Annotated in this window: 23 protein-coding genes; 12 read left to right on the forward strand and 11 right to left on the reverse strand. The window is 67.8% G+C overall.

What is annotated here, in order from left to right:
- Positions 1 to 206: 206 nt before the first annotated feature.
- From N4G42_RS01810 to N4G42_RS01825, 4 genes are read left to right on the forward strand one after another with little or no spacing between them, the layout of a single operon-like run.
- Positions 207 to 1,331, forward strand: coding sequence for an ABC transporter permease (locus N4G42_RS01810; protein WP_260665950.1), 1,125 nt, complete (start codon positions 207 to 209; stop codon positions 1,329 to 1,331).
- The gene (locus N4G42_RS01815) at positions 1,328 to 2,203 is read left to right on the forward strand and encodes an ABC transporter ATP-binding protein (RefSeq protein WP_260665951.1); all 876 of its coding nucleotides are present in this window, start codon (positions 1,328 to 1,330) and stop codon (positions 2,201 to 2,203) included. Before N4G42_RS01810 ends, N4G42_RS01815 begins: the two co-directional genes overlap by 4 nt.
- On the forward strand, positions 2,203 to 3,171 hold the full coding sequence (locus N4G42_RS01820) for an MlaD family protein (protein WP_260665952.1): 969 nt from the start codon (positions 2,203 to 2,205) through the stop codon (positions 3,169 to 3,171). The genes N4G42_RS01815 and N4G42_RS01820 overlap by 1 nt, the downstream gene beginning before the upstream one ends.
- Positions 3,172 to 3,226: 55 nt before the next feature.
- Positions 3,227 to 3,919, forward strand: a complete 693-nt coding sequence (locus N4G42_RS01825; protein ID WP_260665953.1) for an ABC-type transport auxiliary lipoprotein family protein — start codon at positions 3,227 to 3,229, stop codon at positions 3,917 to 3,919.
- Between the two features lie 77 nt (positions 3,920 to 3,996).
- Here N4G42_RS01825 and N4G42_RS01830 read toward each other — a convergent pair whose 3' ends face one another.
- The 3 genes from N4G42_RS01830 to N4G42_RS01840 all read right to left on the reverse strand — a co-directional run bounded on the left by N4G42_RS01830 (position 3,997) and on the right by N4G42_RS01840 (position 8,799).
- Positions 3,997 to 5,373 carry an NAD(P)/FAD-dependent oxidoreductase gene (locus N4G42_RS01830; protein ID WP_260665954.1) on the reverse strand — a complete coding sequence of 459 codons (1,377 nt, stop codon included), beginning with the start codon at positions 5,371 to 5,373 and terminating at the stop codon, positions 3,997 to 3,999.
- Between the two features lie 88 nt (positions 5,374 to 5,461).
- Entirely contained in the window at positions 5,462 to 6,916 is a 1,455-nt protein-coding gene (locus tag N4G42_RS01835) for a DUF1501 domain-containing protein (RefSeq protein ID WP_260665955.1), read from the reverse strand.
- 8 nt (positions 6,917 to 6,924) lie between these two features.
- On the reverse strand, positions 6,925 to 8,799 hold the full coding sequence (locus N4G42_RS01840) for a DUF1800 family protein (protein WP_260665956.1): 1,875 nt from the start codon (positions 8,797 to 8,799) through the stop codon (positions 6,925 to 6,927).
- A 372-nt stretch (positions 8,800 to 9,171) separates the two neighbouring features.
- On the opposite strand from N4G42_RS01840, the gene N4G42_RS01845 reads away from it, so the two are divergent.
- The 4 genes from N4G42_RS01845 (at position 9,172) to N4G42_RS01860 (ending at position 12,036) form a co-directional block, all read left to right on the forward strand.
- A complete protein-coding gene (locus N4G42_RS01845) occupies positions 9,172 to 9,390 on the forward strand; it encodes a CsbD family protein (RefSeq protein WP_056057504.1) in 219 nt (72 codons plus the stop codon).
- 110 nt (positions 9,391 to 9,500) lie between these two features.
- Positions 9,501 to 10,082, forward strand: coding sequence for a hypothetical protein (locus N4G42_RS01850; protein ID WP_056057507.1), 582 nt, complete (start codon positions 9,501 to 9,503; stop codon positions 10,080 to 10,082).
- Between the two features lie 167 nt (positions 10,083 to 10,249).
- Positions 10,250 to 10,786, forward strand: a complete 537-nt coding sequence (locus N4G42_RS01855) for a hemerythrin domain-containing protein (protein WP_260665957.1) — start codon at positions 10,250 to 10,252, stop codon at positions 10,784 to 10,786.
- Positions 10,787 to 10,989: 203 nt separating this feature from the next.
- Positions 10,990 to 12,036, forward strand: a complete 1,047-nt coding sequence (locus tag N4G42_RS01860) for a GGDEF domain-containing protein (protein WP_260665958.1) — start codon at positions 10,990 to 10,992, stop codon at positions 12,034 to 12,036.
- A 104-nt stretch (positions 12,037 to 12,140) separates the two neighbouring features.
- Here the strand turns inward: N4G42_RS01860 and N4G42_RS01865 are convergent, their stop codons facing one another.
- The 6 genes from N4G42_RS01865 to N4G42_RS01890 form a co-directional block, all read right to left on the reverse strand.
- Positions 12,141 to 12,500: a hypothetical protein gene (locus N4G42_RS01865; RefSeq protein WP_260665959.1), complete on the reverse strand. Its 360-nt coding sequence runs from the start codon at positions 12,498 to 12,500 to the stop codon at positions 12,141 to 12,143.
- Complete coding sequence (creD, locus tag N4G42_RS01870; protein ID WP_260665960.1) at positions 12,497 to 13,933, reverse strand: cell envelope integrity protein CreD; 1,437 nt, start codon at positions 13,931 to 13,933, stop codon at positions 12,497 to 12,499. The genes N4G42_RS01865 and creD overlap by 4 nt, the downstream gene beginning before the upstream one ends.
- 113 nt (positions 13,934 to 14,046) lie before the next feature.
- Positions 14,047 to 15,513: a two-component system sensor histidine kinase CreC gene (gene creC / locus N4G42_RS01875; protein ID WP_260665961.1), complete on the reverse strand. Its 1,467-nt coding sequence runs from the start codon at positions 15,511 to 15,513 to the stop codon at positions 14,047 to 14,049.
- 66 nt (positions 15,514 to 15,579) lie between these two features.
- A complete protein-coding gene (locus tag N4G42_RS01880; protein ID WP_260665962.1) occupies positions 15,580 to 16,278 on the reverse strand; it encodes a winged helix-turn-helix domain-containing protein in 699 nt (232 codons plus the stop codon).
- Positions 16,279 to 16,284: 6 nt separating this feature from the next.
- Positions 16,285 to 16,920 (reverse strand): MarC family protein, encoded by a 636-nt coding sequence (locus N4G42_RS01885; protein WP_260665963.1) that lies wholly within the window; start codon positions 16,918 to 16,920, stop codon positions 16,285 to 16,287.
- 180 nt (positions 16,921 to 17,100) lie between these two features.
- Positions 17,101 to 17,847: an SDR family oxidoreductase gene (locus N4G42_RS01890; protein ID WP_260665964.1), complete on the reverse strand. Its 747-nt coding sequence runs from the start codon at positions 17,845 to 17,847 to the stop codon at positions 17,101 to 17,103.
- A gap of 122 nt (positions 17,848 to 17,969) precedes the next feature.
- Here N4G42_RS01890 and N4G42_RS01895 point away from each other — a divergent pair, with 122 nt between their 5' ends.
- Positions 17,970 to 18,659, forward strand: a complete 690-nt coding sequence (locus N4G42_RS01895; protein WP_099731485.1) for a dienelactone hydrolase family protein — start codon at positions 17,970 to 17,972, stop codon at positions 18,657 to 18,659.
- 113 nt (positions 18,660 to 18,772) lie between these two features.
- Positions 18,773 to 19,633, forward strand: coding sequence for an amidohydrolase family protein (locus N4G42_RS01900; RefSeq protein ID WP_260665965.1), 861 nt, complete (start codon positions 18,773 to 18,775; stop codon positions 19,631 to 19,633).
- 168 nt (positions 19,634 to 19,801) lie between these two features.
- Here the strand turns inward: N4G42_RS01900 and N4G42_RS01905 are convergent, their stop codons facing one another.
- Complete coding sequence (locus N4G42_RS01905) at positions 19,802 to 21,049, reverse strand: magnesium transporter CorA family protein (RefSeq protein WP_260665966.1); 1,248 nt, start codon at positions 21,047 to 21,049, stop codon at positions 19,802 to 19,804.
- Between the two features lie 60 nt (positions 21,050 to 21,109).
- Positions 21,110 to 22,117 carry a porphobilinogen synthase gene (gene hemB, locus N4G42_RS01910; RefSeq protein WP_056057768.1) on the reverse strand — a complete coding sequence of 336 codons (1,008 nt, stop codon included), beginning with the start codon at positions 22,115 to 22,117 and terminating at the stop codon, positions 21,110 to 21,112.
- 317 nt (positions 22,118 to 22,434) lie between these two features.
- Between hemB and N4G42_RS01915 the strand changes: the two genes are divergently transcribed.
- A complete protein-coding gene (locus tag N4G42_RS01915; protein WP_015012180.1) occupies positions 22,435 to 22,863 on the forward strand; it encodes a CopD family protein in 429 nt (142 codons plus the stop codon).
- A gap of 18 nt (positions 22,864 to 22,881) precedes the next feature.
- The gene (locus tag N4G42_RS01920) at positions 22,882 to 23,985 is read left to right on the forward strand and encodes a VanZ family protein (protein ID WP_056057538.1); all 1,104 of its coding nucleotides are present in this window, start codon (positions 22,882 to 22,884) and stop codon (positions 23,983 to 23,985) included.
- Positions 23,986 to 23,995: the final 10 nt, after the last annotated feature.

The raw sequence follows: 23,995 nt of genomic DNA on the forward strand, positions 1-23,995 counted from the left end.
CCTATTGCTACACTTTTGGTAGCTGCTGATGCTTGAATTGATTGCGCTTGGCGCTGATTTGATAATAATTACACGCTTCGCCGCCTGTCTGTGCTTGACAGGCTCGTGTCCGACAGCGCGTGCAGGATTCGCTCCGCTACCATGCACGCTCTTCCTTGCTGCTTCTTGACGACCCCACCCCTGCGGCTGCCCTGGCGGCCAGACCCATGACCGACCACGCTCCCCACATCGTCCGCGCCGATACGCCCCAAGGGCCGTGTGCGCAGCTGCGTGGGCGCTGGGGTGCGGCCGAGCTGGGCAACGCGGCGCAATGGGAGGCCGTGTCGGACCAGCTGCGCGGCGCACCCCCCGCCCCCACGCTGGGCTGGGACCTGCGGGAGCTGCAGTGGCTGGACCATGTGGGCGCGCAGCTGCTGTGGAACCACTGGCAGCACGCCTGGCCCGCACAGCTGGCCTGCACCGACAGCCAGCGCACCATGCTGGCACGGGTGGCGCAGTTCACCTGTGTTGCACCGCCGCCTGAGCCTTGGCGCCTGGGCGAACAGGTCGATCACCTGGGCGTGCTGGTGTTGCATGGCGTGGACCATGCCCGCCACCTGCTGGAGATGGTGGGCCAGCTGGTGCTGGACCTGGGCCGCCTGGCACGCGCACCGCGCAAGGGGCCATGGCGTGATGTGTCCGGCCATCTGTACCGCATGGGCGCCACGGCGCTGCCCATCACGGCGCTGGTGGGCTTCCTCATCGGTGTGGTGCTAGCCTACCTGATGAGCCTGCAGCTGCGGCAGTTTGGTGCCGAGTCGTTCATCGTCAACATCCTGGGTATCTCGCTGATCCGCGAGCTGGGGCCCATGCTGGCGGCCATCCTGGTGGCGGGCCGCTCCGGCTCGTCCATCACCGCACAGATCGGTGTGATGCGGGTGACCGAGGAGCTGGACGCCATGCGCGTGATGGGTATCCCGCACGGGTTCCGGCTGGTGATGCCACGCACCTTGGCGCTGGCGCTGGCGATGCCGCTCATCAGCGTGTGGACCACGCTGGCGGCGTTGGCGGGCGGCATGCTGGCCGCCGACATCTCCATGGACATCTCGCCGTCGTACTTTGTGCAGGCACTGCCCGCAGCGGTAAAGATCGGCAACCTGGGCCTGGCCATGGCCAAGTCGGTGGTGTTTGGCGCGTTCATTGCGCTGATCGGCTGCCACTGGGGCCTGCGCGTCAAGCCCAACACCCAGAGCCTGGGCGAAGGCACGACGGCGTCGGTGGTGTCGTCCATCACCATGGTGATCATCGTGGACGCGCTGTTTGCCATAGCGTTCAAGAACATCGGCATATGACTGAGCGCATCGCCAAGCCCGAACACATCGCCGTCGCGCCCGGCGAGCCGCCCATCGTGGACGTGCAAGGCCTCTGGACGCAGTTTGGCAAGGGCAACGAGACCTTCACCGTGCACCAGGACCTGAACTTCACCGTGCAGCGCGGCGAGATGCTGTCGCTGGTGGGCGGGTCGGGCACGGGCAAGACGGTGTTGCTGCGCCAGATCCTGGGCCTGGCCCGGCCCACGCGCGGGCAGGTCACCGTGCTGGGCCGTCCCGCGTCCGAGATGGGGCGCGAGGGGGCAGCCAGCCGGGTGGGCATGCTGTTCCAGCACGGTGCGCTGTTTTCGGCCTTCAACGTGCTCGACAACGTGGCCTTTGCGCTGCGCGAGCAGGGCACGCTGCCGGCCGAGCTGGTGCGCGATGCCGCGCTGGTCAAGCTGCAGATGGTGGGCCTGCAGCCCGAACACGCCACGCGCATGCCGGCGGACCTGTCGGGGGGCATGGTCAAGCGCGTGGCGCTGGCCCGCGCGCTCATCATGGATCCACCGCTGCTGCTGCTGGACGAGCCCACGGCGGGCCTGGACCCGAGCAGCTCTGACGACTTCTGCGCGCTGCTGCGCGAGTTGCGCGCGGCGCTGGGGCTCACGGTCATCATGGTCACGCATGATCTGGATACGCTGTTCGCGCTCAGCACCCGCGTGGCGGTGCTGGCGGACAAGAAGGTCATCGTCACTGGTCCGCCGCACGAGGTGGCGCACTTTTCGCATCCGTTCATCGAGCACTTCTTCATGGGCGAACGTGGCCAACGCGCCATGGCCCCCGTGCCCCCTGTGCAGCAGGCCCCGGTGCAGACCGCAGCCGTGCCTGCGCCCGACAAGGAACATCCCTGATGGAAAACAAATCCCACGCCCTCGCCGCAGGCATCTTTGTGCTGGTGGTGGCCGCCATGCTGGCAGGCCTGGCCATCTGGCTCACGCGCGACAACGCCAACTACGAGCAGTACGAACTCTCCACCCGCGACGGCGTGAGTGGCCTGCAGCCCCAGGCCACCGTGCGCTACAAGGGCGTGGCCGTGGGCAAGGTCACGCGCATCGGGTTCGACCCCCAGGTGAGCGGCAACGTGCTGATCCGTATTGCGGTCAACGAACAGGCGCCCATCAGCCCCACCACCTTTGCGGTGCTGGGCTACCAGGGCGTCACCGGCCTGGCACACGTGCAACTGGACGATGCCGAGAAGCCCTACCCCGAGCTGCCTCCCGGCCCCAGCGGCCTGCCGCGCCTGCCGCTCAAGCCCTCGCCGTTTGGCAAGCTGGCCGAACAGGCGCCCGCCATCCTCGGCCAGGTCGAAGAGGCCACGCGCCGCATCAACCAGCTGCTGGGCGACAACAACCAGCAAAAGCTCACCGAGGCGCTGTCCAGCATTGGCCAGGCCGCCGGCAGCGTCAACACCCTGACCCAGCGGCTCGATGCCACCGTGGCCCAGCGCCTGGACCCGGCCCTGGCCGCGCTGCCGCCCCTGGCCAGCGATGCGCGCCAGACCCTGCAGTCATTGCAGCAGGCGGGCGCCAGTGTGTCGGCCTTGGCGGTGGACTTGGGCAAGACCAACCAGCGGCTCAACGCCGACGGTGGCCCCATTGACCAGATCACCGCTGGCACCCAGTCGCTGGCGCGCGCAGCGGACCAGTTCAGCACCGCGACCCTGCCCCGAGTGAACCGCGCCGCGGACGACACGGCCCGCGCCGCCCGCCAGATGGGCCGCGCTGCGGGGGGCATCAGCGACAACCCGCAGCTGTTCATCTATGGCTCGGGGCGCATCCCGCCCGGGCCGGGTGAGCCAGGGTTTGGCGGCACCCCGTGAGCTGGACCCCCTCCCGCGCTGCATTGGTGGCGCAGGCCCTCTGTGAGGAGTGAACATGAATACTATTAAAAATATAGCAACCAAGGCATATTCATCTAGCGCTACTGCGCTGTGGGGCTGTGGTTTGGCGGCGGTGCTGGTGCTCACGGGCTGCTCGGCCCTGCCAGCGCCTCCGGCCCGCCCCGTGCTGTATGACTTTGGTCCCGGCCCGCTGGCCACCGTGCCCTCTGACCGCCGTGCGCCCCTGCCTCCGCTGGCGATGGCCGACATGGACGCCCCCGGTCTGCCCGAGGGGGGGAACGCCGTGCTGTACCGCCTGGCCTATGCCGACGCCCAGCAGCTGCGCCCCTACAGCCAGGCCCGCTGGAGCCAGCCGCCTGCACAGCTGCTGCAGCAGCGCCTGCGCGAGCAACTGGGCCAGCGCCGCGCCGTGCTCAAGGCCGACGACGGCGCCGCCCAGGCCCGCGAGCCCGCCCAGGGCAACAAGTTGCCCCTGGTGCTGCGCACCGAGCTGGAGGAGTTCAGCCACCTGTTCACCAGCCCCAGCGACAGCGCCGGGGTGGTGCGCCTGCGCGCCACGGTGGTCGAGCTGACCCCGGCGGGCGAATCGCTGCGCGGCCAGCGCGTGTTCATCGTGCAGCAGCCCGCCAAGTCGGCCGATGCGGCGGGCGGCGTGGCCGCTCTGGCAGCGGCGTCGGGCCAGCTGGCCAGTGAGCTGGCGGCGTGGGTGGAGCAGGTGGGGCCGTAACGCAACAGGTCTTTGTGGCGAGAGCCTGCAGGCAAGGCACTGGCTTTGGCCGCTGCGCCACGCAGCGCGCGTGGCCGTCAGGTGCCCGGCGGTGTCGGGGACGGGGGCGCGGTCTCATGGCGTTCAATGCCCGTCACCACCCGCGCGTAGCGTGCAAAGCTCCAGTACGCCCAGGCCCAGTCCAGCAGCACCACCAGCCGGTTGCGAAAGCCGATCAGGAAGTACACGTGCGCAAACAGCCAGAACAGCCACGCAAAGTAGCCTGAGAACCGCACTGGCCCGGCGGGCGAGGTGAGGTCCACCACGGCGGAGTTGCGGCCGATGGTGGCCAGGTTGCCGTAGTCGCGGTAGCGAAACGGCTGGGTGGGCTGGTCTGCCAGGCGGCGCAGGATGTTGGCCGCCGTGGCGCGGCCCATCTGCTTGGCGCCGGGCGACACGCCGGGCACGGGCGTGGGCTCGTGGCCGGCCACGTGGCTCTTGGCCGCCGCCAGGTCGCCGATCACGCTGATCGCGGGGTGGCCGGGCAGCGTCAGGTCGGGCTCCACCACCACGCGGCCCGCGCGGTCGGTGCTGGCGCCGGTGGCATCCGCCAGGTGGCGGCCCAGGGGTGACGCAGCCACACCGGCGGCCCATACAATGCATTTGCTATTTATTTGATAGCTATTTGCGCTTGATGTACTGACGCTTGCAGGCGATTCGACCTTCAAGCCATCGCTGTCGATGGCGGTGACGCGGGCGCCCGGGCGAACGTCCACGCCCAGCTTTTCCAGTTGTTCCTTGGCGCGCTGGCTCAGGGCCTCGGGCATGGCCTGCAGCACGCGTGCACCGCCTTCGAGCAGGATGATCTTCGCGCTCGCGGGGTCGATGTGGCGGAACTCGCCAGGCAGCGTGTGGCGCGCAATCTCTGCCAGCGTGCCGGCCATCTCCACGCCCGTGGGGCCTGCGCCCACGACCACAAAGTTGAGCCAGTCTGCGCGGCGTACGGGGTCGGGCTCCTTCTCTGCTGCCTCGAACGCCAGCAGGACGCGGCGGCGGATCTCGAACGCGTCGTCCAGCGTCTTGAGCCCTGGCGCGTAGGCCGCCCAGTCGTCGCGGCCAAAGTAGCTGTGTGTGGCGCCGGCGGCCACGATGAGGTGGTCATACGGCAGCGTGGCGCCGTCTGCCAGATGCACGGACTGCTGGCCCACGTCGATGCGGATGACTTCGCCCAGCAAGGTGGTCACGTTGCGCTGCTGCCGGAACAGATGCCGGATGGGCGCCGCAATGGCCGGGGCCGACAGCCCGGCCGTGGCCACCTGGTAGAGCAGGGGCTGGAAGAGGTGGTGGTTGGTCTTGTCCACCAGGGTCACATCCACCGCCGCGCTTTTGAGAGCCCGGGCGGCTTCAAGGCCGCCGAACCCGCAACCGATGATGACCACGCGGGGGCGAAGCGAGGAAGCAGAGGGAGTCGTCATGCTGCCATTATTGGGGAGCCGGGTGGTGGCCCAGGCCCTTGCCGTGGTCGCGACCTGCAGGCCCCTGGGTCACGGGGGCTCCATCGAGTTACAGGAACCCCAGATCCACCGGGTAGTCCGGCCGCCCCGCCGCTGCGCCAAAGTGCGTGATGTTGGGCAGCACTCCCGCCATTTCGTTGTCGGCCACGCCAAACCACTTGGCCAGGGTGGCGGCGTACTGGTCCACGGAGGTGGACGGCAGCAGGCGGCCCTGGCCCACATGCCACTGGTCCTCGGGGGCGGCCGTGTTGGTGATGCTGACCGGCGGCGCGCTGCCATAGAAGGCCTTGCCTTTGACGGCGCCGCCGACCACCAAGTGGTGGCTGCCCCAGCCGTGGTCCGAGCCATCGCCGTTGGAGCTGAGCGTGCGGCCAAAGTCGGAGGCGGTGAACGCCGTGACCTTGTCGGCCACTCCCAACTCCACCGTGGCGTTGTAGAACGCGGTCATGGCCTCGCTCACGCGCTGCATCAGCACCGGCTGTTGCGCGATCAGGTTGTCGTGCAGGTCAAACCCCCCCAGCGACACCAGGAACACCTGGCGTTTGCTGCCCAGGCTGGTGCGTGCGCCAATGAGGCGCGCCACCATCTTGAGCTGGTTGGCCAGGGAGTTGTTGTTGGGGAAGGTGGTAGCCAGCGTCACGCCCGCGATCCCGTTGGTGATCTGGCTTTCGGCTGTCACGGCGCGGGTGGTCACGCGGTTGTATTCGTTCTCCAGCGTTTGCGTGCGTGGCTGCTGGATGAGCGATGCGAGCGCACTCTGCACCGCTGAAGAACCGTACACCCGGTTCTTCACACCGTTAATGGCCACGGCCCCGTTGGTGCTGACCTGGTACTGCAGCGCCGAGTCGCCCGACAGGAACACCGCATTGCCCGTGACCGAGATACAGGTGAACAGCGAATTGCCGTTGGAGGACAGCGCCAGGTCGCCGATGTTGCCACCCCAGCCCACGGTGGAGCCCTCGGGCGAGGATGACTGCCACACCGACTGCTGGTCGTTGTGCGAGAACAGCTTGGGCGGCACGGGGTAGGTGGCGCGGTCGGCACTGTTGTACTGCGCGCGCGTCAGCGGAACCACCAGCGGGCCCACGTTGAGCTGCACGGCCGCCTTGCCGTTGTTGAACAGGCCAGCCAGCCCCGTCATGGCCGGGTGCAGCGCGTACTGGCGGCCGCCGGGCAGCGGCGTGGTGGGTGTCAGCAGCGTGGGGGCGAGGGCTGCCTTGGCCAGCGCGATGCCACCCGCCGTCTGGCCTGAGCCACCGCCTCGGATGGTGTTGTAGCGGTTGTAGCTGTCGTCGTCGTAGGTGACCACGGTGTTGGCATAGTCGTTGCCGCCGTACAGAAACACGCAGACCAGCGCCTTGTAGTCGGTGGCGTTGAAGGCCGCCGCCTCGCCCATGGCAGCCAGGTTGAGCGCAAAGGGCAGGGCCGTGCCCGCAAGGCCCAGCTGGGTGGAGCGGCGCAGAAACGCGCGGCGGGTGTGGAGTTCGGGTTGAAGCAGGTGCATGGCAGGGCTTACTTTTGAACGAGGTATTCGGCCGAAGCCATGACCAGGAAGACGGCGGCCGCCACGCGGTCGAGCTTGACGGCGTCGGTGCTGGCGGCGGTGACGGGCGTTGCCTTCAGCGCGTCCGCAATGAGCTTGACGGTGGCTGCGGACAGCTGGCCTGCGCACATCAGCAGGTTGATGCGTGCGACCAGTGCGTCCGCATCCGCCACGATGGCCAGCTCGTTGGCGTAGCTGGCCTTGATGTCGTACCCGTTGTTGGAACTGCTGGCATTGTTGGGCAGCTCCGGGGCATTCACAAAGATGCCGTTGCGGATCACGCCCTGCATGTAGTTGAGGTAGCCCCCCACGCTGCTCTCGTTGACCAGCTGGAACTCGGGTGCCACGGCGCCCGCTGCCGCCAGGGCCGTGGATGGTGGAACGTAGCCTGGGCGGAAGAAGTTGAACACCGAGGGCGAACGCAGCGGGCTCTGGCCCAGGCGCGAGCCGGGGTCGCTCAGGTCGCCGATCTTCCAGCTGCCCTGCACCGAGTTGATGCCAAAGGTGCGGCCCCACTGCACAAAGCGCAGCATGGGCTCGCGCAGCTTGCCAAAGCCAGGCTGGGTCAGCCCGGTGGGCGAGCGTGCCTCGTCGTCCAGCAAGATGGCCTTGACCACTGCGCGCAGGTCACCCCGCACGCCGGCGCCGTTGTTGTTGAAGGCGGCTGCCACCCGGGCCACGTAGGCGGGTGACGGGTTGCTGGTGACCAGCCGCTGGATCAGCTGCTTGCCGATGAAGGGGCCCACGTTAGGGTGGTTGAACAAGGTGTCCAGCGCGGTCTTGAGTGCCGCGGCGCCGGGCGTGTTGGCGGGCACGGTGGTGCCCAGGAAGGTGGCGGCCAGCGTGGAGTGGCGCGATGCATTGAGCGCCATGGGCAGCCGCGCAAAGGTGGTGTTGGAGACCACCCGTGTGGTGCCTGGCACGGTGGTCGGCACGTTCTGCGTCTGGTCGTAGTCGTAGCCCGTGAACACGCGTGCCAGATTGGTCACGTCGTTCATGGTGTAGCTGTCAATGGGCTTGCCGGCGCCGTCTTTCTTGGGGGTTCCGTCCAGGTTCAGCTCGACCAGTCCGATGGACATGAGCTGCATGACCTCGCGGGCATAGTTTTCGTCGGGCTGGCGGCCCGTGGCGGCGTTTTCCTTCTGGTTGCCACGGGTGTTGAGGTAGTAGCCCATGGCCGCGTTCAGCGTCACGTTCTCCAGCACCGAGCGGTAGTTGCCAAACGCGTTGTTCACCAGCTGGTCCCAGTACCAGGCCATGGCATGGCAGCGCCAGGTGATGTCCACGCCGCTGAGCGAGACCACGCAGATTTCGGACAGTGCCAGCGCCACCCGCTTGCGCAGACCGTCCGGCGACTTCATGAGCTGGTACCAGATCATGTAATCGGCAGGGTAGGAGTTGTCGTAGTAGGCCGTGTCGTTGCTGATGTCTGCGTAGCCGCGCTGGTTCAGCCAGTCCCAGCCGCCCTGGCTGGGGCCCGCATTGAACTGGCTCTCCAGCCAGTCGGCGTAGGTGGTGGTGCGCAGCGCCGCGATTTCGGCAGTCGATGCCGAGAACTGGGCCTGCAGCAGAAAGCGGGCGGCCTCGTTGTCCGTGCCGGCGGAGGGATGGGCGTAGTTGCCCAGCGAGGGGGTGGATGGCGCAGGTGCACTGGGTGTCCCCGTGCCTGGCGCGCTGTCGCCACCGCCGCCTCCGCAGGCGGCCAGGGCGGTGGACGCAAACAGCGCGGTCAGCAAGGGCGCGTGGGCCCTGCTGGCGGTGGTGGGGTTTTCGGGGGGGAGGGGCAGGCCCTCTGGTGCCTCTGCAACCGCGGTTGTCAGAGTCTCCTCGTATGGATGTGTCATGGTGGTCGTGGTCAAAAAGTCTGCCGCTGGCAGCACAGTCATGACTAAATCACACGCCACGCCCGCCTGGAAACACAAGTGTTACCAAGCGAAACACGCCTATGCAATGTCCGCTGTGCCAACGGCCTGAATGATGGGCCATTGCAACACTTTGTACCTTGCATGGAGCCCTCGCTCGTCTTCGCCAGAGGGTGGGAGCCGACTTCATCGGCGATGTCCGTCACGCCCGTAGTCCTGTGCTGACGTGTGCTGCGTGGCATGGACTACGGCGCCATCGCCAGATCATTTTTACAGTGAATCCCATCGCATCACGCAAAGGTTCCACGCACTCCGAGTGGATGGCTGAAGCGAAGTTTTTTGAGGAGTCACACCATGAATGAAGACACCATCAAGGGCAACTGGAAGCAGTTCAAGGGCAAGATGATCGAGCAGTGGGGCAAGCTCACGAACGACGACTTCGATGTCATCGACGGCAAGCGCGAACAGTTCCTGGGCAAGCTACAAGAGCGCCAGGGCATCGCCCGAGACGTGGCCGAAAAGCAGCTCAAAGAATGGCAGGACCGCCACCCCGACTTCCGCTTCAACGACTGATAGCGCGACCGCGCTGCGGGGCTTTCGCCCCGCCCCCGCCAGGCCACCCCTGGCGCGCCGCCCCTACAAGATTCACACCCATTGCATTCAATTTCATCGAGGAGAAAACCATGACATTCCAACGCACCCTGATCGCCGCCTGCGCCGCCGGTCTGATGGCTACCACCGCTTTTGCCATGACCCCCGCAGAGCACAAGGCCGCCAAGGACAGCATCTCGGCGGACTACAAGATGAACAAGCAAAAATGCGATGCCCTCAAGGCCAACGCCAAGGACATCTGTATGAAGGAAGCCAAGGGCACCGAAGACGTGGCCAAGGCCGAGCTCGAAGCCCAGTACAAGCCCAGCGCCAAGGCCAGCCAGAAGGTGGCTGAAGCCCGTGCCGACGCCGCCTACGCTGTCGCCAAGGAAAAGTGCGACGACCTGACCGGCAACGCCAAGGACGTGTGCGTGAAGGATGCCAAGGCCGAACATGTGAAGGCCAAGGAAAATGCCAAGGTGGCCGCCGCCCAGGCCAAGCCTGCAGACACAGCGGCCGAGAAGGCCGCCAACGTGGCCGAGGCGCGCAAGGACGCCACCGCCGAGAAGAATGAAGCCAACTACAAGGCTGCCAAGGAGCGCTGCGAGACGATGACTGGCGACCTCAAGTCCAAGTGTGTGGACGACGCCAAGCGCATGTACGGCCAGAGCTGATGGTGCGGGCGCTGGGCGCCCAAATCCCTTGCACCACCAGGCCCTGCCCGCCACGCGCGGTGCAGGGCCTGGCTGCGTATGGCGTTGCCATGACCTGCATCAACACCCGGCCGGGCCGGGGCTTCTAAGCTCGCACCTTCGTTTGATCTGCCCGCCCAAGGAGTCCCATGGCCCACCTCGAATGGTCTGATGCGTTGAACCTCGACCTGCCCCTGATGGATGACACCCACCGGGAGTTCGTCGACTTGCTGGCCGCTGTGGACCAAGCCGGTGACGCCGACCTGCTGCCCCGCTGGTGCGCGCTGGTGGAGCACACCGAGCAGCATTTCGGGCAGGAAGACGACTGGATGGCCTCCACCCGATTTGCATCGGGCAACTGTCACAGCATGCAGCACAAGGTGGTGCTGCAAGTGATGCGTGAAGGCACGGCCCGCGCCGAACAGGGCGACCTGAAGGTGCTGCGCGTGATGGCCAGCGAGCTGGCGCTATGGTTTCCGCAGCATGCGCAGAGCATGGATGCCTCGCTGGCCCTGCACCTGCGCCGTGTGGGGTTTGACCCTGTGACAGGCGTGGTGCACGCGCCCGGTGCGTTGCCGGGTGCGTTGATTCACGGTTGCGGTGGGGCCACGTGTTCGGACGCCGACGCCCCGGGTGCCAGCGAGCCCGCTGCCCAACGCGATACCGCGCCCGCTGTGGCTGCCTGACAGCAACGCAGCTGCGCTGTCCGCCCGCAGCGGCAAGCGCCAGCAGACGCTGAACGAACAAACCAGAGGCAGGCACGGCACGGCCAGAGCACCACTCTGGCGTGACCCGGGGGCCATCGGGCTTCCACCCGTGCAGCCGTCCTGCTTGTGTGGCATGCTGCCCCATCTCAAGGCAATTGGGGGCGGCGCGGCCGCTTCGCATCATGGCCGACACCACCCCTCCCGACGACCCCTGCGACGACACGGCCCGTCTCCAGGCCCTGCAGCGCTACGGCATTCTCGACACGCCCATGGAGCCCGCCTACGACGAGCTGGCCGACCTGGCGGGCTACGTGTGCGAAGCGCCGGTGGCATTGATCAGCCTGCTGGACAGCCAGCGCCAGTGGTTCAAGGCCGCCCGGGGGTTTGCGCTGCGCGAAACCCCGCTGAGCGAGTCGGTGTGCCGCTATGCCATCCGCCAGTCCGGCGTCTTCATCGTGCCCGACCTGGCACAAGACCCGCGCTTTGCGCACTATGCGATCGTCACGCAGAAGAACCCCCTGCGCTTTTACGCCGGGGCGCCGCTGGTCACACCCGATGGCTTTGTGCTGGGCACGCTGTGCGTGCTGGACCACCGGCCGCGCGAGCTGTCAGCCAAGGTGCAGGACCTGCTGTCCGCCCTGGCGCGCCAGGTGATCCGGCTGCTGGAGCTCAAGCGTGCCAACGACCGCCAGGGCCAGATGCTGATGGAGCTGGAGGCGGCGCGCCACCAGATGGCGGTGCTGGCCCACACCGATGTGCTGACCGGGTTGGCCAACCGCCGCTCGTTCACCGATCGCCTGCGCCAGGAATGGGCACTACTGCAGCGCGGCAATGAGCCAGCCAGCCTGCTGATGATGGACCTGGACCACTTCAAGCGCGTGAACGACGTGTACGGCCACCATGTGGGTGACCAGGCTCTGCAGCTGTTTGCCACCCTGTGCCGCGACGCCTTCCGCGCGGCCGATGTGCTGGGGCGCTGGGGGGGCGAGGAGTTTCTGGCCCTGTTGCCCGCCACCGGGCTCGACCAGGCACAGGTGGTGGCCGAGCGTGTGCATGCGGCGCTGGCCGCCCACCCGCTGCCCGGCATCGAGCCGGCGCTGGTGCTGTCGGTCAGCATGGGGCTCACCCTGTTCGACCCGCTGCGGCCGCTGGACATCACCCTGCGGCTGCTGGACTCTGCGCTCTACACCGCCAAGCGCGAGGGGCGCAGCCGCACTGTGGTGGTGTAAATGCTCTGCTTTTGATAGCTGCTGGCGCATATTGCACTAGCGCTACCACCCGTTTTTACTAAAAATTGTGCCCCAGGGGCCTGCGCACGGCCCTCGGGACACCTTCAGAACTCCGGGCGGCGCGGCAACCGCAAGGCCGCGGTGCGCCACGCCAGGTCGCGCAGCGCCCGGCGCAGGGCGGGCGAATCTGCAGCGCCGCTTGCAGGCCCTCCGTGGCTGTGGTCCGCCTCGGCACGGTGGGGGCAAAAGGCTGCGTCCAGCACCTGCTGCTTGGCGCAGTGCAAGGCCAGCCGGTCCTGCGACCGCAGGGCCGCCATCAACTGGTCGCGGTGGCGCTGCACGCGGGCCGATTCGGCGGCGGTCAGCGCAGGGCCCCTTGCGGGGCCGGTGCTGGCGGGCGGCGTCAGGGCCTGGGCCTGCGCCAGGTACTGGGCCCAGCGGGTGGTCTGCGCGGCGGCGTTCATGCAGCCTCCGCGCGCGGGGCTGCGGGGCGCTGCACGGGCGGCATGGTGGGGCGCGGGGGCGTGCCGCCTTGCGACAGGCCGTACCAGTTCACCTTGCGCGTCAGCACCATCACCGCTGCCAGCACCAGGAAGAGCGCAATCGCACCCACCACCAGCGCTGTCTGCTCGAGCTGCAGCAGCACGTACAGCAGGCCATACAGCAGCGCAATGCCCGCCCCCAGTGGCACACCGCGCGTGAGCGCACCCAGCATGTGGCTGGCGTAATAGGCCAGCAGCAGCACACACGCGCTCGCGGCCACCGCGTACGAAATGCCAAACGGCAGGTGCTCCGACAGGCTCACCAGCAGCAGGAAGAAGCTGCACAGCGCGCTGCCCACCAGCAGGTACTGCACCGGGTGCACGCGCAGCTTTTTCATCAGCTCGAACAGGCCCACGGCCACGAAGGTGAGGGCGATGAACAGCACACCGTACTTGGTCGCGCGGTCCGACAAGGAATAGGGATTCACAGGGTCGATGAAGGCCACGCTGAAGCTGTCGGCGCAGTCGCCCGGCGTGGCCCCGCTGTGTGCATAGTCGCTGCCTTCATCCGCGCCCAGGCAGATGCGCTTGCCGTTCGCAATGTCGGCCTGCGCCGTGGTGGCTAGCGACGACAGGCGCCACTGGGCCGAAAAGCCGGTCTTCTTTACCTCGCGTTCCGAAGGCAGAAAGCGCCCGGCGAACGACGGGTGGGGCCAGCTGCTGGTCATCAGCACCTCGGTGTTGCCGCCCAGCGGCACGATGGCCAGGCGCTCGGTGCCCACCAGTTCCAGGTCCAGTGTGGCGGTCAGGCCATCGGCCTTGCCGCGCACGGATTCGGGCAGCACCGCGTGCAGGCCCCGGCTGTAGGTAGGGTGGAAGGTGCCGGGCTTGAGGGCCAGCGCCTGGCTGCCCATGGTGAACTGCGCGGTGCGGATGCCGCGCGCGTCGCCCACGGCCATCATCACAATGGGTGCGCCGCAGTGCATGCGCGAATTCTTCATGCTGCTCTGCGGCAGCAGGCTGGCCAGCGAACCCCATTGCGCCGTCACGTTGGCCTTGAGGTTGTAGGTGTTCACCTTGTGCAGCCCGCGCGCGCGTTCCTCCATCGCGGCGCCGGTGGTGAGCTTGAGCTGCTCGGGCATGGCGGTCAGGATGAACTCGCGGCGCCTTTCGACCATGCGGCGCTCCTCGCCCTTGCCGACTTCTTCATCCCAGCTTTCCACGCAGGCGCTGTGGATCATGGGGCCCATCAGCGTCTGCGGCCCCGCCAGGCTCTCGGCCACGCTTTGAGCGGTGATGCTGCGGTAGCGCAGCCGGTCGCGCACCACGTCTTCGATTAGGCCCAGGCCAAAGAGCAGCAACACGGTGATGGCGGTCAGCGCCGCCAGCTTGGTAAACAAGGGGTGTTTGAACAAAAGATCCTCCACAAGTGACTGTTGTGGAGGCAGTGTTGTGGCGCGCTGTGAGGGCGCTATGAAGTTTGTGAGGCCAGTGTGAAGTGGGGATCGCTGGCGGTGGTTTTCGCTGCTCAGGCGGCGCGGTACACCAGCTCCACCCGTAGCCCCGGCGCCGTATTACGCGCCACCATCTGGCCCCCATGCAGCGCCATCACGCGCTGCACAATCGCCAGCCCCAGGCCCGATCCGCTGCGCTCGCCGCCCGGTCGTGCGGTGGTGAAGAAACGCTCGCCCAGGCGTGGCAGCGCGTAGTCGGGCACGCCGGGGCCGCTGTCCTGCACGGCCACTGTGGCGCCGTCCAGTTCCACCCGCACCGTGCTGCCTGCGGGCGCAAAGTCGATCGCGTTGTCCAGCAGGTTGGTCAGCGCCAGCGTCACCAGTTCGGCCTCCCACGGGCCGCTGGTGCCGTGCCCTTCCAATGCCAGCGTGATGCCGCGCTGCCCCGCGCGGGCGCGGGTCTGGGCAATGGCGGCCTCGGCGCAGTCGTGCAGCGCCACGGGCGCGCGGCCTTCGGCGTGCTGGCGTTGCTCCAGCTTGGACAGCTCCAGCAGCCGGTCGATGATGCGCTGCAGGCGTTCGCTTTGCTGCACCACCTGGGTCGCAAACTCGGTGCGGTCGGCGGCGGGCAGCTCGTCCTGCAGCAGCTCGCCCGCGCCCCGGATGGCGGCCACGGGGCTTTTGAGTTCGTGCGTGAGGGCGCGCACATAGCCCTCGATGTAGTCGCGCCCCTCCAGCCGCGCGCGCATGCGGTCCATGGCGCGGGCCAGGTCGCCCAGCTCGCCGGGCACCTCGGGAACGGCCAGGGCCGTGGGGGGCGGAAGAGTTGGGTCGTGGCGTTCGCCGTCGGCCGGGCCCTGCACGCTCAGGGCGTAGTCGCGCAGGCGGCGCACGTTCCACACCATCCACAGCGTCACCGCCACGCCCACGGCGGCCGAGAGCGCCAGCAGCAAAAGCCCGCCCATGAACACCTTGCGCTCGGCCCGGTCGATGAAGCGCTGCACCGTGCGCGTGGGCTTGGCCACGGTGAGCACGCCCGCGATCTGGCTGTTCACGTAGATGGGCGCGGCCACATGCATCACGCCGCTGGTGTCGTCATCTTCCACATCGCGCGTAGAGCGCGCGCCGTACTCGCCGCGCAGCGTGCGGGCTACGTCGCGCCACTGCGAATAATCGGCACCGATGGCACGGTTTTCCGAGTCGAACAGCACGCGCCCCGTGGTGTCGGTCACATAGATGCGGTAGTCGAGCGACTGCTTGGAAAAGCCCCAGATGGCCGCATCAACGGGCCGCGTGGCGTAGCGCCGCACATGCTGGGCAAACGGGCTGGTGCTGCTGTTGTTGGCCTGTGCCGCCAGCCGCCCGGCGGCCAGGTCCTCGCTGGCCAGCTCGGCCAGGATGTTGGCCGTGTCCACCATCATGTCTTCCATCACCTCGCGCACGCTGGGCTTGATCTCGGCCATGAACACGCGCAGCACAAAGAACGCGGCGATGCCGTTGATGAGGAAGAAGGCGAACAGCAGGCGGATGCCGAGGCGCATGGTGCGTTACTTCAAAAACAATAGCTGTCAGCGCTTTTCGGATGGGCGCTGGCAGCCAATTTGGCTTCAGATGTCCAGGCAGTAACCCATGCCCCGGTGCGTGCTGATGTACTCGCGCGCCGGGTCCACCTCGCGCAGCTTGGCGCGCAGGGTCTTGATGTGGGTGTCTACCGTGCGGTCGGTGCTTTCGCTGTCGTCGCCCCAGGCGGCGGCCAGCAGGGCGTCGCGCGAATGGATGCGGCCTGCGCCGCGCAGCAGGTGGGACAGCAGGCGGTACTCGCGCCGGGTCAGCGGCAGGGCCTGGCCGCGCAGGCTGATGCGCTGGCCGGCCTCGTCGTCGTGGAACAGCGCGGCGGCCGTGGCGGCGGGCGCTGCCGGGTGGCCGTTGCCGTGACCCGCGCGGCGCAGCAGCGCCTTCACGCGCGCGGCCAGTTCGCGCGGGCTGAAGGGTTTGGTGAGGTAGTCGTCGGCGCCCAGTTCCAGGCCCAGCACGCGGTCGATTTCTTCGCCGTGGGCGCTGAGCATCAGCACGGGCAGGGCGGCGGTGGGCGCGGTGTTGCGCACATCGCGCAGCAGGTCCAGGCCGCTGCCGTCGGGCAGGCCCACGTCCAGCACCAGCAGGTCAAACCGTGCGCTCTGCAGCTGCTGGCGCGCGTCGTGCACCAGCAGGCTGTGCGTGACGGTCAGGCCATCGCGCTCCAGCGCATAGGCCACGGTGCGGGCGATGGCGGGGTCGTCTTCGAGCAGCAGCAGGCGGGCGGACATGGAGGGTCAGCGTGCGACGAGGATGGGGAACAGCTTGCCCAGCCCGTCGGCCATCACTTCCACGGCCAGCGCAGCCAGAATGAGGCCCATCAGGCGGGTCATCACATTGATGCCGGTCTTGCCCAGCACGCGCGCAATCGGGTCGGCCAGCGCAAAGCACACGGCCGTGGCCAGCGCGATGACCACGCCGTAGCCCACCAGCGCGGCGTGCTGCCAGAAGGTCTGCGCGCGGTCGGCATAAATCACCACGGTGGACATGCTGGCCGGGCCGGTGAGCAGCGGAATGGTGAGCGGCACCACGGCAATGCTGCTGCCGCCGGCGGCCTTTTCGGCGCCTTCTTCGTATTCGTTGGTGCTGGGCTTGGCCTCGGCGGGCTGGGCGTTGAGCATGTTCATCGCGCTGATGAGCAGCAGCATGCCGCCACCCACCTGGAAGCTCTGCAGCGAGATGTTGAAGAAGTCGAGGATCTGCAGGCCCAGCAGCGCACAGGCGGCAATCACGCAGAACACGCTGAAGCTGGCTACCTGGATGGTGCGGCGCCGCTGCGGGTACGAGAAGCCCTGCGTGTAGTGGATGAAGAACGGCACGATGGCCAGCGGGTTCACGATGGCCAGCAGGGTGATCAGGGGTTTGAGGTCCATCAGGGCGCTCCCAAGGGCAAGTGGGCAGGGTGGTTCTTCGGGGGGGCTCAGGCCAACGGCAGATGAGTGTGGCGCAGCCCGGGCTGTGGGCGAGTATGCGGTGTTTTCTGCGCCGTTTGGCACTCAGGCATGCTGCGCTGCAGCGTGCCTGCTACTGGGTTGTGCGATGCCCTGCGCGCCCTAGCGCCCGCCCGACACATCCATCAAGGTGGCTGTGGTGTAGCTCGCTGCGGGGGACATCAGCCAGACGATGGCCTCGGCCACCTCGTCGGCCGTGCCGCCGCGCTGCATGGGCACCTGGTGCGAGAGGTCGCGCACGCGGTCGGGCAGCCCGCCGCTGGCGTGGATGTCGGTCTCGATCAGGCCCGGACGCACGGCGTTCACACGGATGCCCTCGGCCGCCACCTCGCGCGCCAGGCCGATGGTGAAGGTGTCGATGGCGCCCTTGGCCGCCGCGTAGTCCACATACTGATGGGCCGAGCCCAGGCGCGAGGCGGCGCTGGACACATTGACGATGGCGCCACCGCTGCCGCCATGGCGCGTGCTCATGCGCCCCACGGCCTCGCGGGCGCAGACGATGCTGCCGATCACGTTGGTGTCGAACATGCGGCGCAGGCGTTCGGTGCTCATTTCGTCCACCCTGGCGGTCACGTCCACCACGCCGGCGTTGTTGACCAGGGCGCTGATGCGGCCCAGCTGGGTGTCCACGGCCTGGAACATGGCCAGGATGTCGGCCTCGCTCGCCACGTCACCCTGCACCGCGATGGCGGTGCCGCCTTCTGCACGGATGGCATCGACCACGCTCTGCGCAGCGGCCTCGTTGGCGAGGTAGTTGACGGCCACGGCCCAGCCATGTTTTGCGGCCAGCCGTGCGGTGGCGGCGCCAATGCCCCGGCTGGCGCCAGTGATTAGTGCGATCTTCTCCATGGGGTGGGGTCTCCTGCAAGAATGGCGCATTGGAACAGGTTCTGCCCCCCGCAGCGCAGCGCCCGCACCCATAGCGCGGACCCTCTGCGCACCATACGTACCAAATCCAAGGAGCATTCAGCATGGGACAGTTTGTCGATCTGACGTCGAGTGACGGTTTTGTGGCCCCCGCCTGGGTCGCCAGGCCCGAGGGCACGCCCCGTGGCGCCGTGGTGGTGCTGCAAGAAATTTTTGGCGTGAACTCGCACATCCGTTCGGTGGCCGACCGCTACGCCGCCAGCGGCTACCTGGCCGTGGCGCCATCCACCTTCCACCGCGTCAAGCAAGGGGTGGAGCTGGGCTACACCGGTGACGACATGCAGGCCGGCATGGGCCTGAAGGCCGCGGTCGAAGCCTTGCCAGCGCCGGGCGTGCTGCCCGACATCCAGGCCGCCATCGACTACGCCGCGCAGCAAAGCGGCGGCAAGGTGGGCATCGTGGGCTACTGCTGGGGCGGCCTGCTGACCTGGCGCTCGGCCTGCCTGCTGCAGGGCCTGTCGGCCGCCGTGCCGTACTACGGCGGTGGCGTGACCACGCCGGAAGAAGTGGCACGCACGCCCAAGGTGCCGCTGCTGGCCCACTTTGGCGAGCGCGACCACTGGATTCCGCTCGATAGCGTGCAGGCCTTTGGCAAGGCCCACCCAGAGGTCGAAGTGCATGTGTACGCCGCCGACCACGGCTTCAACTGCGACCAGCGCGGTAGCTACGACGAGGCCGCCGCCAACACGGCGCGCGAGCGCACCCTGGCCTTTTTTGCCAAGCACCTGGGCTGAGACCGCCCCAGTGACAGAGACGGCGACACGGTAGCGAACGACCAACGGAGGTGGATATGGCGGATTTCAGGCGTTTTTTGTCCCAAGCGCTAGTCCGTCATGCGGTGGCAGCTATGGGTTTAATAGCGCTATGCGCCACCACCCACGCGGCCGACTACACCGGCCCCCTGTTTGACGCCCACCTGCACTACAACGAGGAAGCGTGGGACGGCCGCTCAGGCCCGCACCCACCCGCCGATGTGCTGGCGCGCATGAAGGCCAGCGGCGTGCGCGCCATCGTGGCCAACTCGCGGCCCAATGCCGGGTCGCTCACCCTGGCGGGCCTGCCGCAGACCCGTGAGGCCGGTGTGGTTGTGGTGCCGTTTGTGCGGCTGTACCGTAACCGCGCCGACTACACCGGCTGGTTTGCCGACGACACCATCTACGACATGGTGCAGACGGAACTGGCCCGGGGCACACCGGCCGGCCCGTACCGGGGCTTGGGCGAATTCCATCTTTACGACAGCGCCAACGCCAACGGCCCCGTGGCCAAAAAGCTCATGGCCCTGGCCGAGCAGCGGGACTTGGTGGTGCTGGCCCATGTGGACGACACCGCCATCGACCTGCTGATGGCCAACACCCCGTCCCAAGGCCAGAAGGCCCGGCTGATCTGGGCCCACACCGGCATCGGCGGCGCGCCGGTGGGGCGGGTGGACGCCCTGATGGCCCGCTACCCCGGCCTGGTGGGCGAACTCTCGTACCGCCCCGGCCTGGTCTGCGACGACAACCAGCTGTGCCCCGCCTGGCGCGCGCTGCTGCTCAAGTACCCCACGCGCTTCGTGGTCGGCTCGGACACCTGGGTCAACCAGCGCTGGCAGCACTACGAGAGCCTGATGCAGGGCTACCGCCAGTGGCTGGGCGGCCTGCCCGCCGATGTGGCGCGCAAGGTGGCTTGGGACAACGCGGCGGGGTTGTTTGGGGTGGCCCGGCCATAAGGCACTGGAACGCATGACCCTTCCTGTTTTTGGGTGACGCACGCTGATACGGGCGCTGACCCAAGCCAGGGATGCCAAGCAAGGGCCGCCCCGCAGCGAGGGCATCGTCCCCCTTCCCGGCGAAGCCGAGAGAAGGGGGAAGGCCCGAAGGGCCTCAGGGGGATGTTCCTATCTTGTCCTCGCCAGATACCGCTTGCGCCAGAACAGCAGCACCAGCGACAGCGCGATGAACACCATCGACCCCATGGCCCACCAGAAGCCGTCGGCCTTGTGCACCAGTGGAATGAACTCGAAGTTCATTCCGAAAATGCCCGCAATCAGGTTCAGCGGCAAAAACACGGCCGTGAGCGCCGTGAGGGTGCGCATGATGTCGTTGGTGCGGTTGCTCTGCACCGAAAAGTGCATCTGCACGGCGGTTTCGGTGCTCTGCTCCAGGCGCCGCACGTGGTGCACCACGCGCTCGATGTGCTCCAGCACGTCGCGGCTGCGCACCTTGAGCAGGTCCAGCTCGCGCAGGCCCGCCGGCGTGTCGGGCAGGGCCCAGGTTTCCAGCGCGTCGATCCAGTCCTGCACGGCGGTGCGCTGGTCTTCGCAGATCTCGTCGAGCATGTGCAGCGACAGGCGCGCTTCGAGCAGCGAGGTCCAGTTCACGTACCGCGCGCGGGGCTTGAGCAGTTCGGTCTGCCAGTGGTCCAGCTGGCGGGTGAGTTCGCGGCGCAGGTCCAGGTAGCCGTCCACCATCTGGTTGACCACGCGCAGCATCAGGTCGGCGGGACTGGTGGGCAGGCGTGCGCCCGAGATCGGGCTGCTGCGGCCCTCGCCCATGCCGGGGCTGGCGTGGGCGTTGCCGTGAGCGTGGCTGGCGTTGTTGGCACTGCTGGTGCCGTTGCCGATTCCATGGCCATTGGCCGGGGTGGCCGCCAGCAGCCGCGTCGCGTAGGCATCGCGCACTGCGCAGTCGGTGGGGTGCACGGTCAGCAGCAGCTGGTCGAACACCGCAAATCCCACGGGGCTGGTGTCGATGCGCCGCAGCACGGGCGGGCCGCTGCGCTTGACCGGGGCGTTGGGGTTGTTGTCGGGCTCGGCGGCAACGGCCGGTGTGGCGGGGGCAGCAGGCCCGGGCTGCCCGGCCTGCGCAGCATCGCCCTGCACCGTGGCCAGGCGGCGGAACACCAGCAGGTCGTACTGCGAGGTGTAGTCGTAGTGCGAGGGCAACTGCGCGTTGAGCAGGTCGGACACATGCAGGTCCACCAGCTGCAGCCCGATCAGCGCCTGCAGGCGGCCCTGGATCTCGGCGAGCCGCGCCTGAAAGGCCGGACGCGCGCAGGCGATCCAGAGGAAACCCTGCGCCGGCATCTGGGCGGGCAGGGCTGTCAGCTCCTGCACGCCGCTGCTGTGGATGTGAAAGATGCGCATGGACACCGTGGTTTCAGTCAAAAGCGCCGGTAGCGCTAGTGGAATATGCGCTGACAGCTATTATTTTTGTAGCTTGCGTGCCACGTCGCGCGCAAAGTAGGTCAGCACGCCGTCGGCGCCTGCGCGCTTGAAGGCCAGCAGGCTTTCCATCATCACGGCGTCGTGGTCCAGCCAGCCGTTGGCGGCCGCGGCCTTGATCATGGCGTACTCGCCGCTCACCTGGTAGGCAAAGGTGGGCACGTGGAACTCGTCCTTCACGCGGCGCACGATGTCCAGGTAGGGCATGCCGGGTTTCACCATCACCATGTCGGCGCCTTCGGCGATGTCGATGGCCACTTCGCGCAGAGCCTCGTCGCTGTTGCCGGGGTCCATCTGGTACACGTTCTTGTCGGCCTTGCCCAGGGCGCCGCGCGTGCCCACCGCGTCGCGGAACGGGCCGTAGAAGGCGCTGGCGTATTTGGCGCTGTAGGCCATGATGCGGGTGTGGATGTGGCCCTGCACCTCCAGCGCCTCGCGGATCGCGCCGATGCGCCCGTCCATCATGTCGCTGGGGGCGACGATGTCCACGCCCGCCTCGGCATGCGTGAGCGCCTGGCCAGTGAGGATCTCCACCGTCTCGTCGTTGATGATGTAGCCGGTCTCGTCCAGCACGCCGTCCTGGCCGTGGCTGGTGTAGGGGTCCAGTGCCACGTCGGTCATCACGCCCAGGTCGGGAAACTCCTTCTTCAGCGCCCGCACCACGCGCGGGATCAGGCCGTCGGGGTTCAGGGCTTCCTTGCCGTCCGGTGTCTTGAGCGACGGGTCAATCGCCGGGAACAGCGCCAGCACCGGGATGCCCAGCTTCACGCAGTCCGCGGCCACGGGCAGCAACAGGTCCAGGCTCAGGCGGTCCACGCCGGGCATGGAGGTCACGGCCTCGCTGCGGTTCGTGCCCTCGTGCACGAACACGGGGTAGATCAGGTCGTCGGCGGTGACCACGTTCTCGCGCACCAGGCGGCGGGTGAAGGCATCGCGGCGCAGGCGGCGGGGGCGGTTCTGGGGGAAGGGGGCAGGGCTTTGGAGGTGCATCATCAGATTATGAAGCCCCCCTGTGGCGCTGCGCGCCTTCCCCCTGGGGGGACGCCACCTCTGGACCGGCAAAGCCGGATCCACGGTGGCACTGGCAGGGGGCGGTGGCGGTGGTTGGCGCTCTGTGGAAAAGCCGCTTGTAACCGCCCATGCCCAGTGCTAGATTGGTGTCGGGCGGCTTGCCGCCCCCCGCTTTTCCTCCCTGAGCGGGACCTGGGCTGCAGCGATGCGGCACAGGCTTTCCCGGCCCGGCGGATCTGCCGGGCTTTTTTTTGGGGTTGTCCCGTCGGAGTGGCGTAGGCCCGTAAACTGCCCCCATGCTCTGGGTCAAAGCCTTTCACATCGTTTTCGTGGCCAGCTGGTTTGCGGGCCTGTTCTACCTGCCGCGCATCTTCGTCAACCTGGCGATGGTGGCGCCCGGCTCGGCCGCCGAGCGCGACCGCCTGCTGCTCATGGCACGCAAGCTGATGCGCTTCACCACCCTGCTGGCCGTGCCCGCCATTGCGCTGGGACTGTGGCTGTGGCTGGGCTACGGCATCGGCCGGGGCCCCGGCAATGGCTGGATGCACGCCAAGCTGGCCGTGGTGGTGCTGGTCATCGGCTACCACCATGCGTGCAGCGTGCTGCTGCGCAAGCTGGCCGACGGCACCAGCCGCCGCAGCCATGTGTGGTTCCGCTGGTTCAACGAAGCACCGGTGCTGCTGCTGCTGGTGGCCGTGGTGCTGGTGGTGGTCAAACCCTTTTGACGGAGACGCAGAGGGCGCATGCACAAAACCTCTGCCTGGCCGCTCGCGCTGACGTACACGGCGCTGATCGTTTTTGCCAGCCTGTTCCCGTTTGACGGGTGGCGCGAGCAGGGCATCGACCCCCTGGTCTTCCTGCTGGCCCGGTTGCCCCCGCCGTACTGGACGGGGTTTGACGTGGTCACCAACCTCGTGGGTTACGCGCCCCTGGGCTTTTTGCTGGTGCTGGGCCTGTTGCGATCGGGCTGGCGGCGTGTGCTGTGGGCGGTGGCGCTGGCCACGCTGGTGGGCACGCTGCTGTCGCTGTGCATGGAGTTTCTGCAGATCTACCTGCCCCGGCGCGTGCCCTCCAACCTGGACCTGGCGCTCAACGCGCTGGGCACGCTGGCCGGTGCGCTGAGCGCCGCGCTGCTGGAGCGGCTGGGGGCGCTGGACCGCTGGAGCGACTTCCGGGCGCGCTGGTTTGTGTCCGACGCCTCGGGCGGCATGGTGCTGCTGGCGCTGTGGCCGCTGGCGCTGCTGTTTCCGGCCGCGGTGCCCTTTGGCCTGGGCCAGGTGCTGGAACGGCTGGAGGCCGCGCTCATCGACCTGCTGGCCGATACGCCGTTCCTGGAGTGGCTGCCGCTGCGCGAGACCGAGCTGGACCCGCTGTCACCCAGCGGCGAGCTGCTGTGCGTCACCCTGGGGCTGCTCATCCCCTGCCTGCTGGGGTATTGCGTGATCCGCCAGATGGGGCGGCGCGCCCTGTTTGCGCTGGCGGTGGTCGGGGTGGGCATTGTGCTGACCGCGCTGTCCGCCGCGCTCAGCTGGGGCCCCGTGCACGCCTGGGAGTGGATGGACCTGCCCGTGCGCGTGGGCGTGTGGGCGGCGCTGGCGTTGGCCCTGCTGATGCTGGCCCTGCCGCGCCGTGCCTGCGCTGCCGTGCTGCTGCTGGCGCTGACCTGGCATCTGGCACTGCTGAACCAAGCGCCCACCAGTGCCTACTTTGCCCAGACGCTGCAGATCTGGGAGCAGGGCCGTTTCATCCGCTTTTATGGTCTGGGACAGTGGCTGGGCTGGCTGTGGCCCTACCTGACGCTGCTGTATGTGGTGTTTCGGGTGTCGCGACGAGAGGGCGGGGCCTGAGTCGCAGGGC

Source organism: Acidovorax sp. K2F (assembly GCF_025246485.1).
GTDB lineage: Bacteria > Pseudomonadota > Gammaproteobacteria > Burkholderiales > Burkholderiaceae_C > Acidovorax > Acidovorax delafieldii.

Bases quoted from the DNA above. Each gene is read 5' to 3' on its own strand.
- N4G42_RS01810 (WP_260665950.1), top strand. From the start codon at position 207: ATGACCGACCACGCTCCCCACATCGTCCGCGCCGATACGCCCCAAGGG.
- N4G42_RS01815 (WP_260665951.1), top strand. From the start codon at position 1,328: ATGACTGAGCGCATCGCCAAGCCCGAACACATCGCCGTCGCGCCCGGC.
- N4G42_RS01820 (WP_260665952.1), top strand. From the start codon at position 2,203: ATGGAAAACAAATCCCACGCCCTCGCCGCAGGCATCTTTGTGCTGGTG.
- N4G42_RS01825 (WP_260665953.1), top strand. From the start codon at position 3,227: ATGAATACTATTAAAAATATAGCAACCAAGGCATATTCATCTAGCGCT.
- N4G42_RS01830 (WP_260665954.1), bottom strand. From the start codon at position 5,373: ATGACGACTCCCTCTGCTTCCTCGCTTCGCCCCCGCGTGGTCATCATC.
- N4G42_RS01835 (WP_260665955.1), bottom strand. From the start codon at position 6,916: ATGCACCTGCTTCAACCCGAACTCCACACCCGCCGCGCGTTTCTGCGC.
- N4G42_RS01840 (WP_260665956.1), bottom strand. From the start codon at position 8,799: ATGACACATCCATACGAGGAGACTCTGACAACCGCGGTTGCAGAGGCA.
- N4G42_RS01845 (WP_056057504.1), top strand. From the start codon at position 9,172: ATGAATGAAGACACCATCAAGGGCAACTGGAAGCAGTTCAAGGGCAAG.
- N4G42_RS01850 (WP_056057507.1), top strand. From the start codon at position 9,501: ATGACATTCCAACGCACCCTGATCGCCGCCTGCGCCGCCGGTCTGATG.
- N4G42_RS01855 (WP_260665957.1), top strand. From the start codon at position 10,250: ATGGCCCACCTCGAATGGTCTGATGCGTTGAACCTCGACCTGCCCCTG.
- N4G42_RS01860 (WP_260665958.1), top strand. From the start codon at position 10,990: ATGGCCGACACCACCCCTCCCGACGACCCCTGCGACGACACGGCCCGT.
- N4G42_RS01865 (WP_260665959.1), bottom strand. From the start codon at position 12,500: ATGAACGCCGCCGCGCAGACCACCCGCTGGGCCCAGTACCTGGCGCAG.
- creC (WP_260665961.1), bottom strand. From the start codon at position 15,513: ATGCGCCTCGGCATCCGCCTGCTGTTCGCCTTCTTCCTCATCAACGGC.
- N4G42_RS01880 (WP_260665962.1), bottom strand. From the start codon at position 16,278: ATGTCCGCCCGCCTGCTGCTGCTCGAAGACGACCCCGCCATCGCCCGC.
- N4G42_RS01885 (WP_260665963.1), bottom strand. From the start codon at position 16,920: ATGGACCTCAAACCCCTGATCACCCTGCTGGCCATCGTGAACCCGCTG.
- N4G42_RS01890 (WP_260665964.1), bottom strand. From the start codon at position 17,847: ATGGAGAAGATCGCACTAATCACTGGCGCCAGCCGGGGCATTGGCGCC.
- N4G42_RS01895 (WP_099731485.1), top strand. From the start codon at position 17,970: ATGGGACAGTTTGTCGATCTGACGTCGAGTGACGGTTTTGTGGCCCCC.
- N4G42_RS01900 (WP_260665965.1), top strand. From the start codon at position 18,773: ATGGGTTTAATAGCGCTATGCGCCACCACCCACGCGGCCGACTACACC.
- N4G42_RS01905 (WP_260665966.1), bottom strand. From the start codon at position 21,049: ATGCGCATCTTTCACATCCACAGCAGCGGCGTGCAGGAGCTGACAGCC.
- hemB (WP_056057768.1), bottom strand. From the start codon at position 22,117: ATGCACCTCCAAAGCCCTGCCCCCTTCCCCCAGAACCGCCCCCGCCGC.
- N4G42_RS01915 (WP_015012180.1), top strand. From the start codon at position 22,435: ATGCTCTGGGTCAAAGCCTTTCACATCGTTTTCGTGGCCAGCTGGTTT.
- N4G42_RS01920 (WP_056057538.1), top strand. From the start codon at position 22,882: ATGCACAAAACCTCTGCCTGGCCGCTCGCGCTGACGTACACGGCGCTG.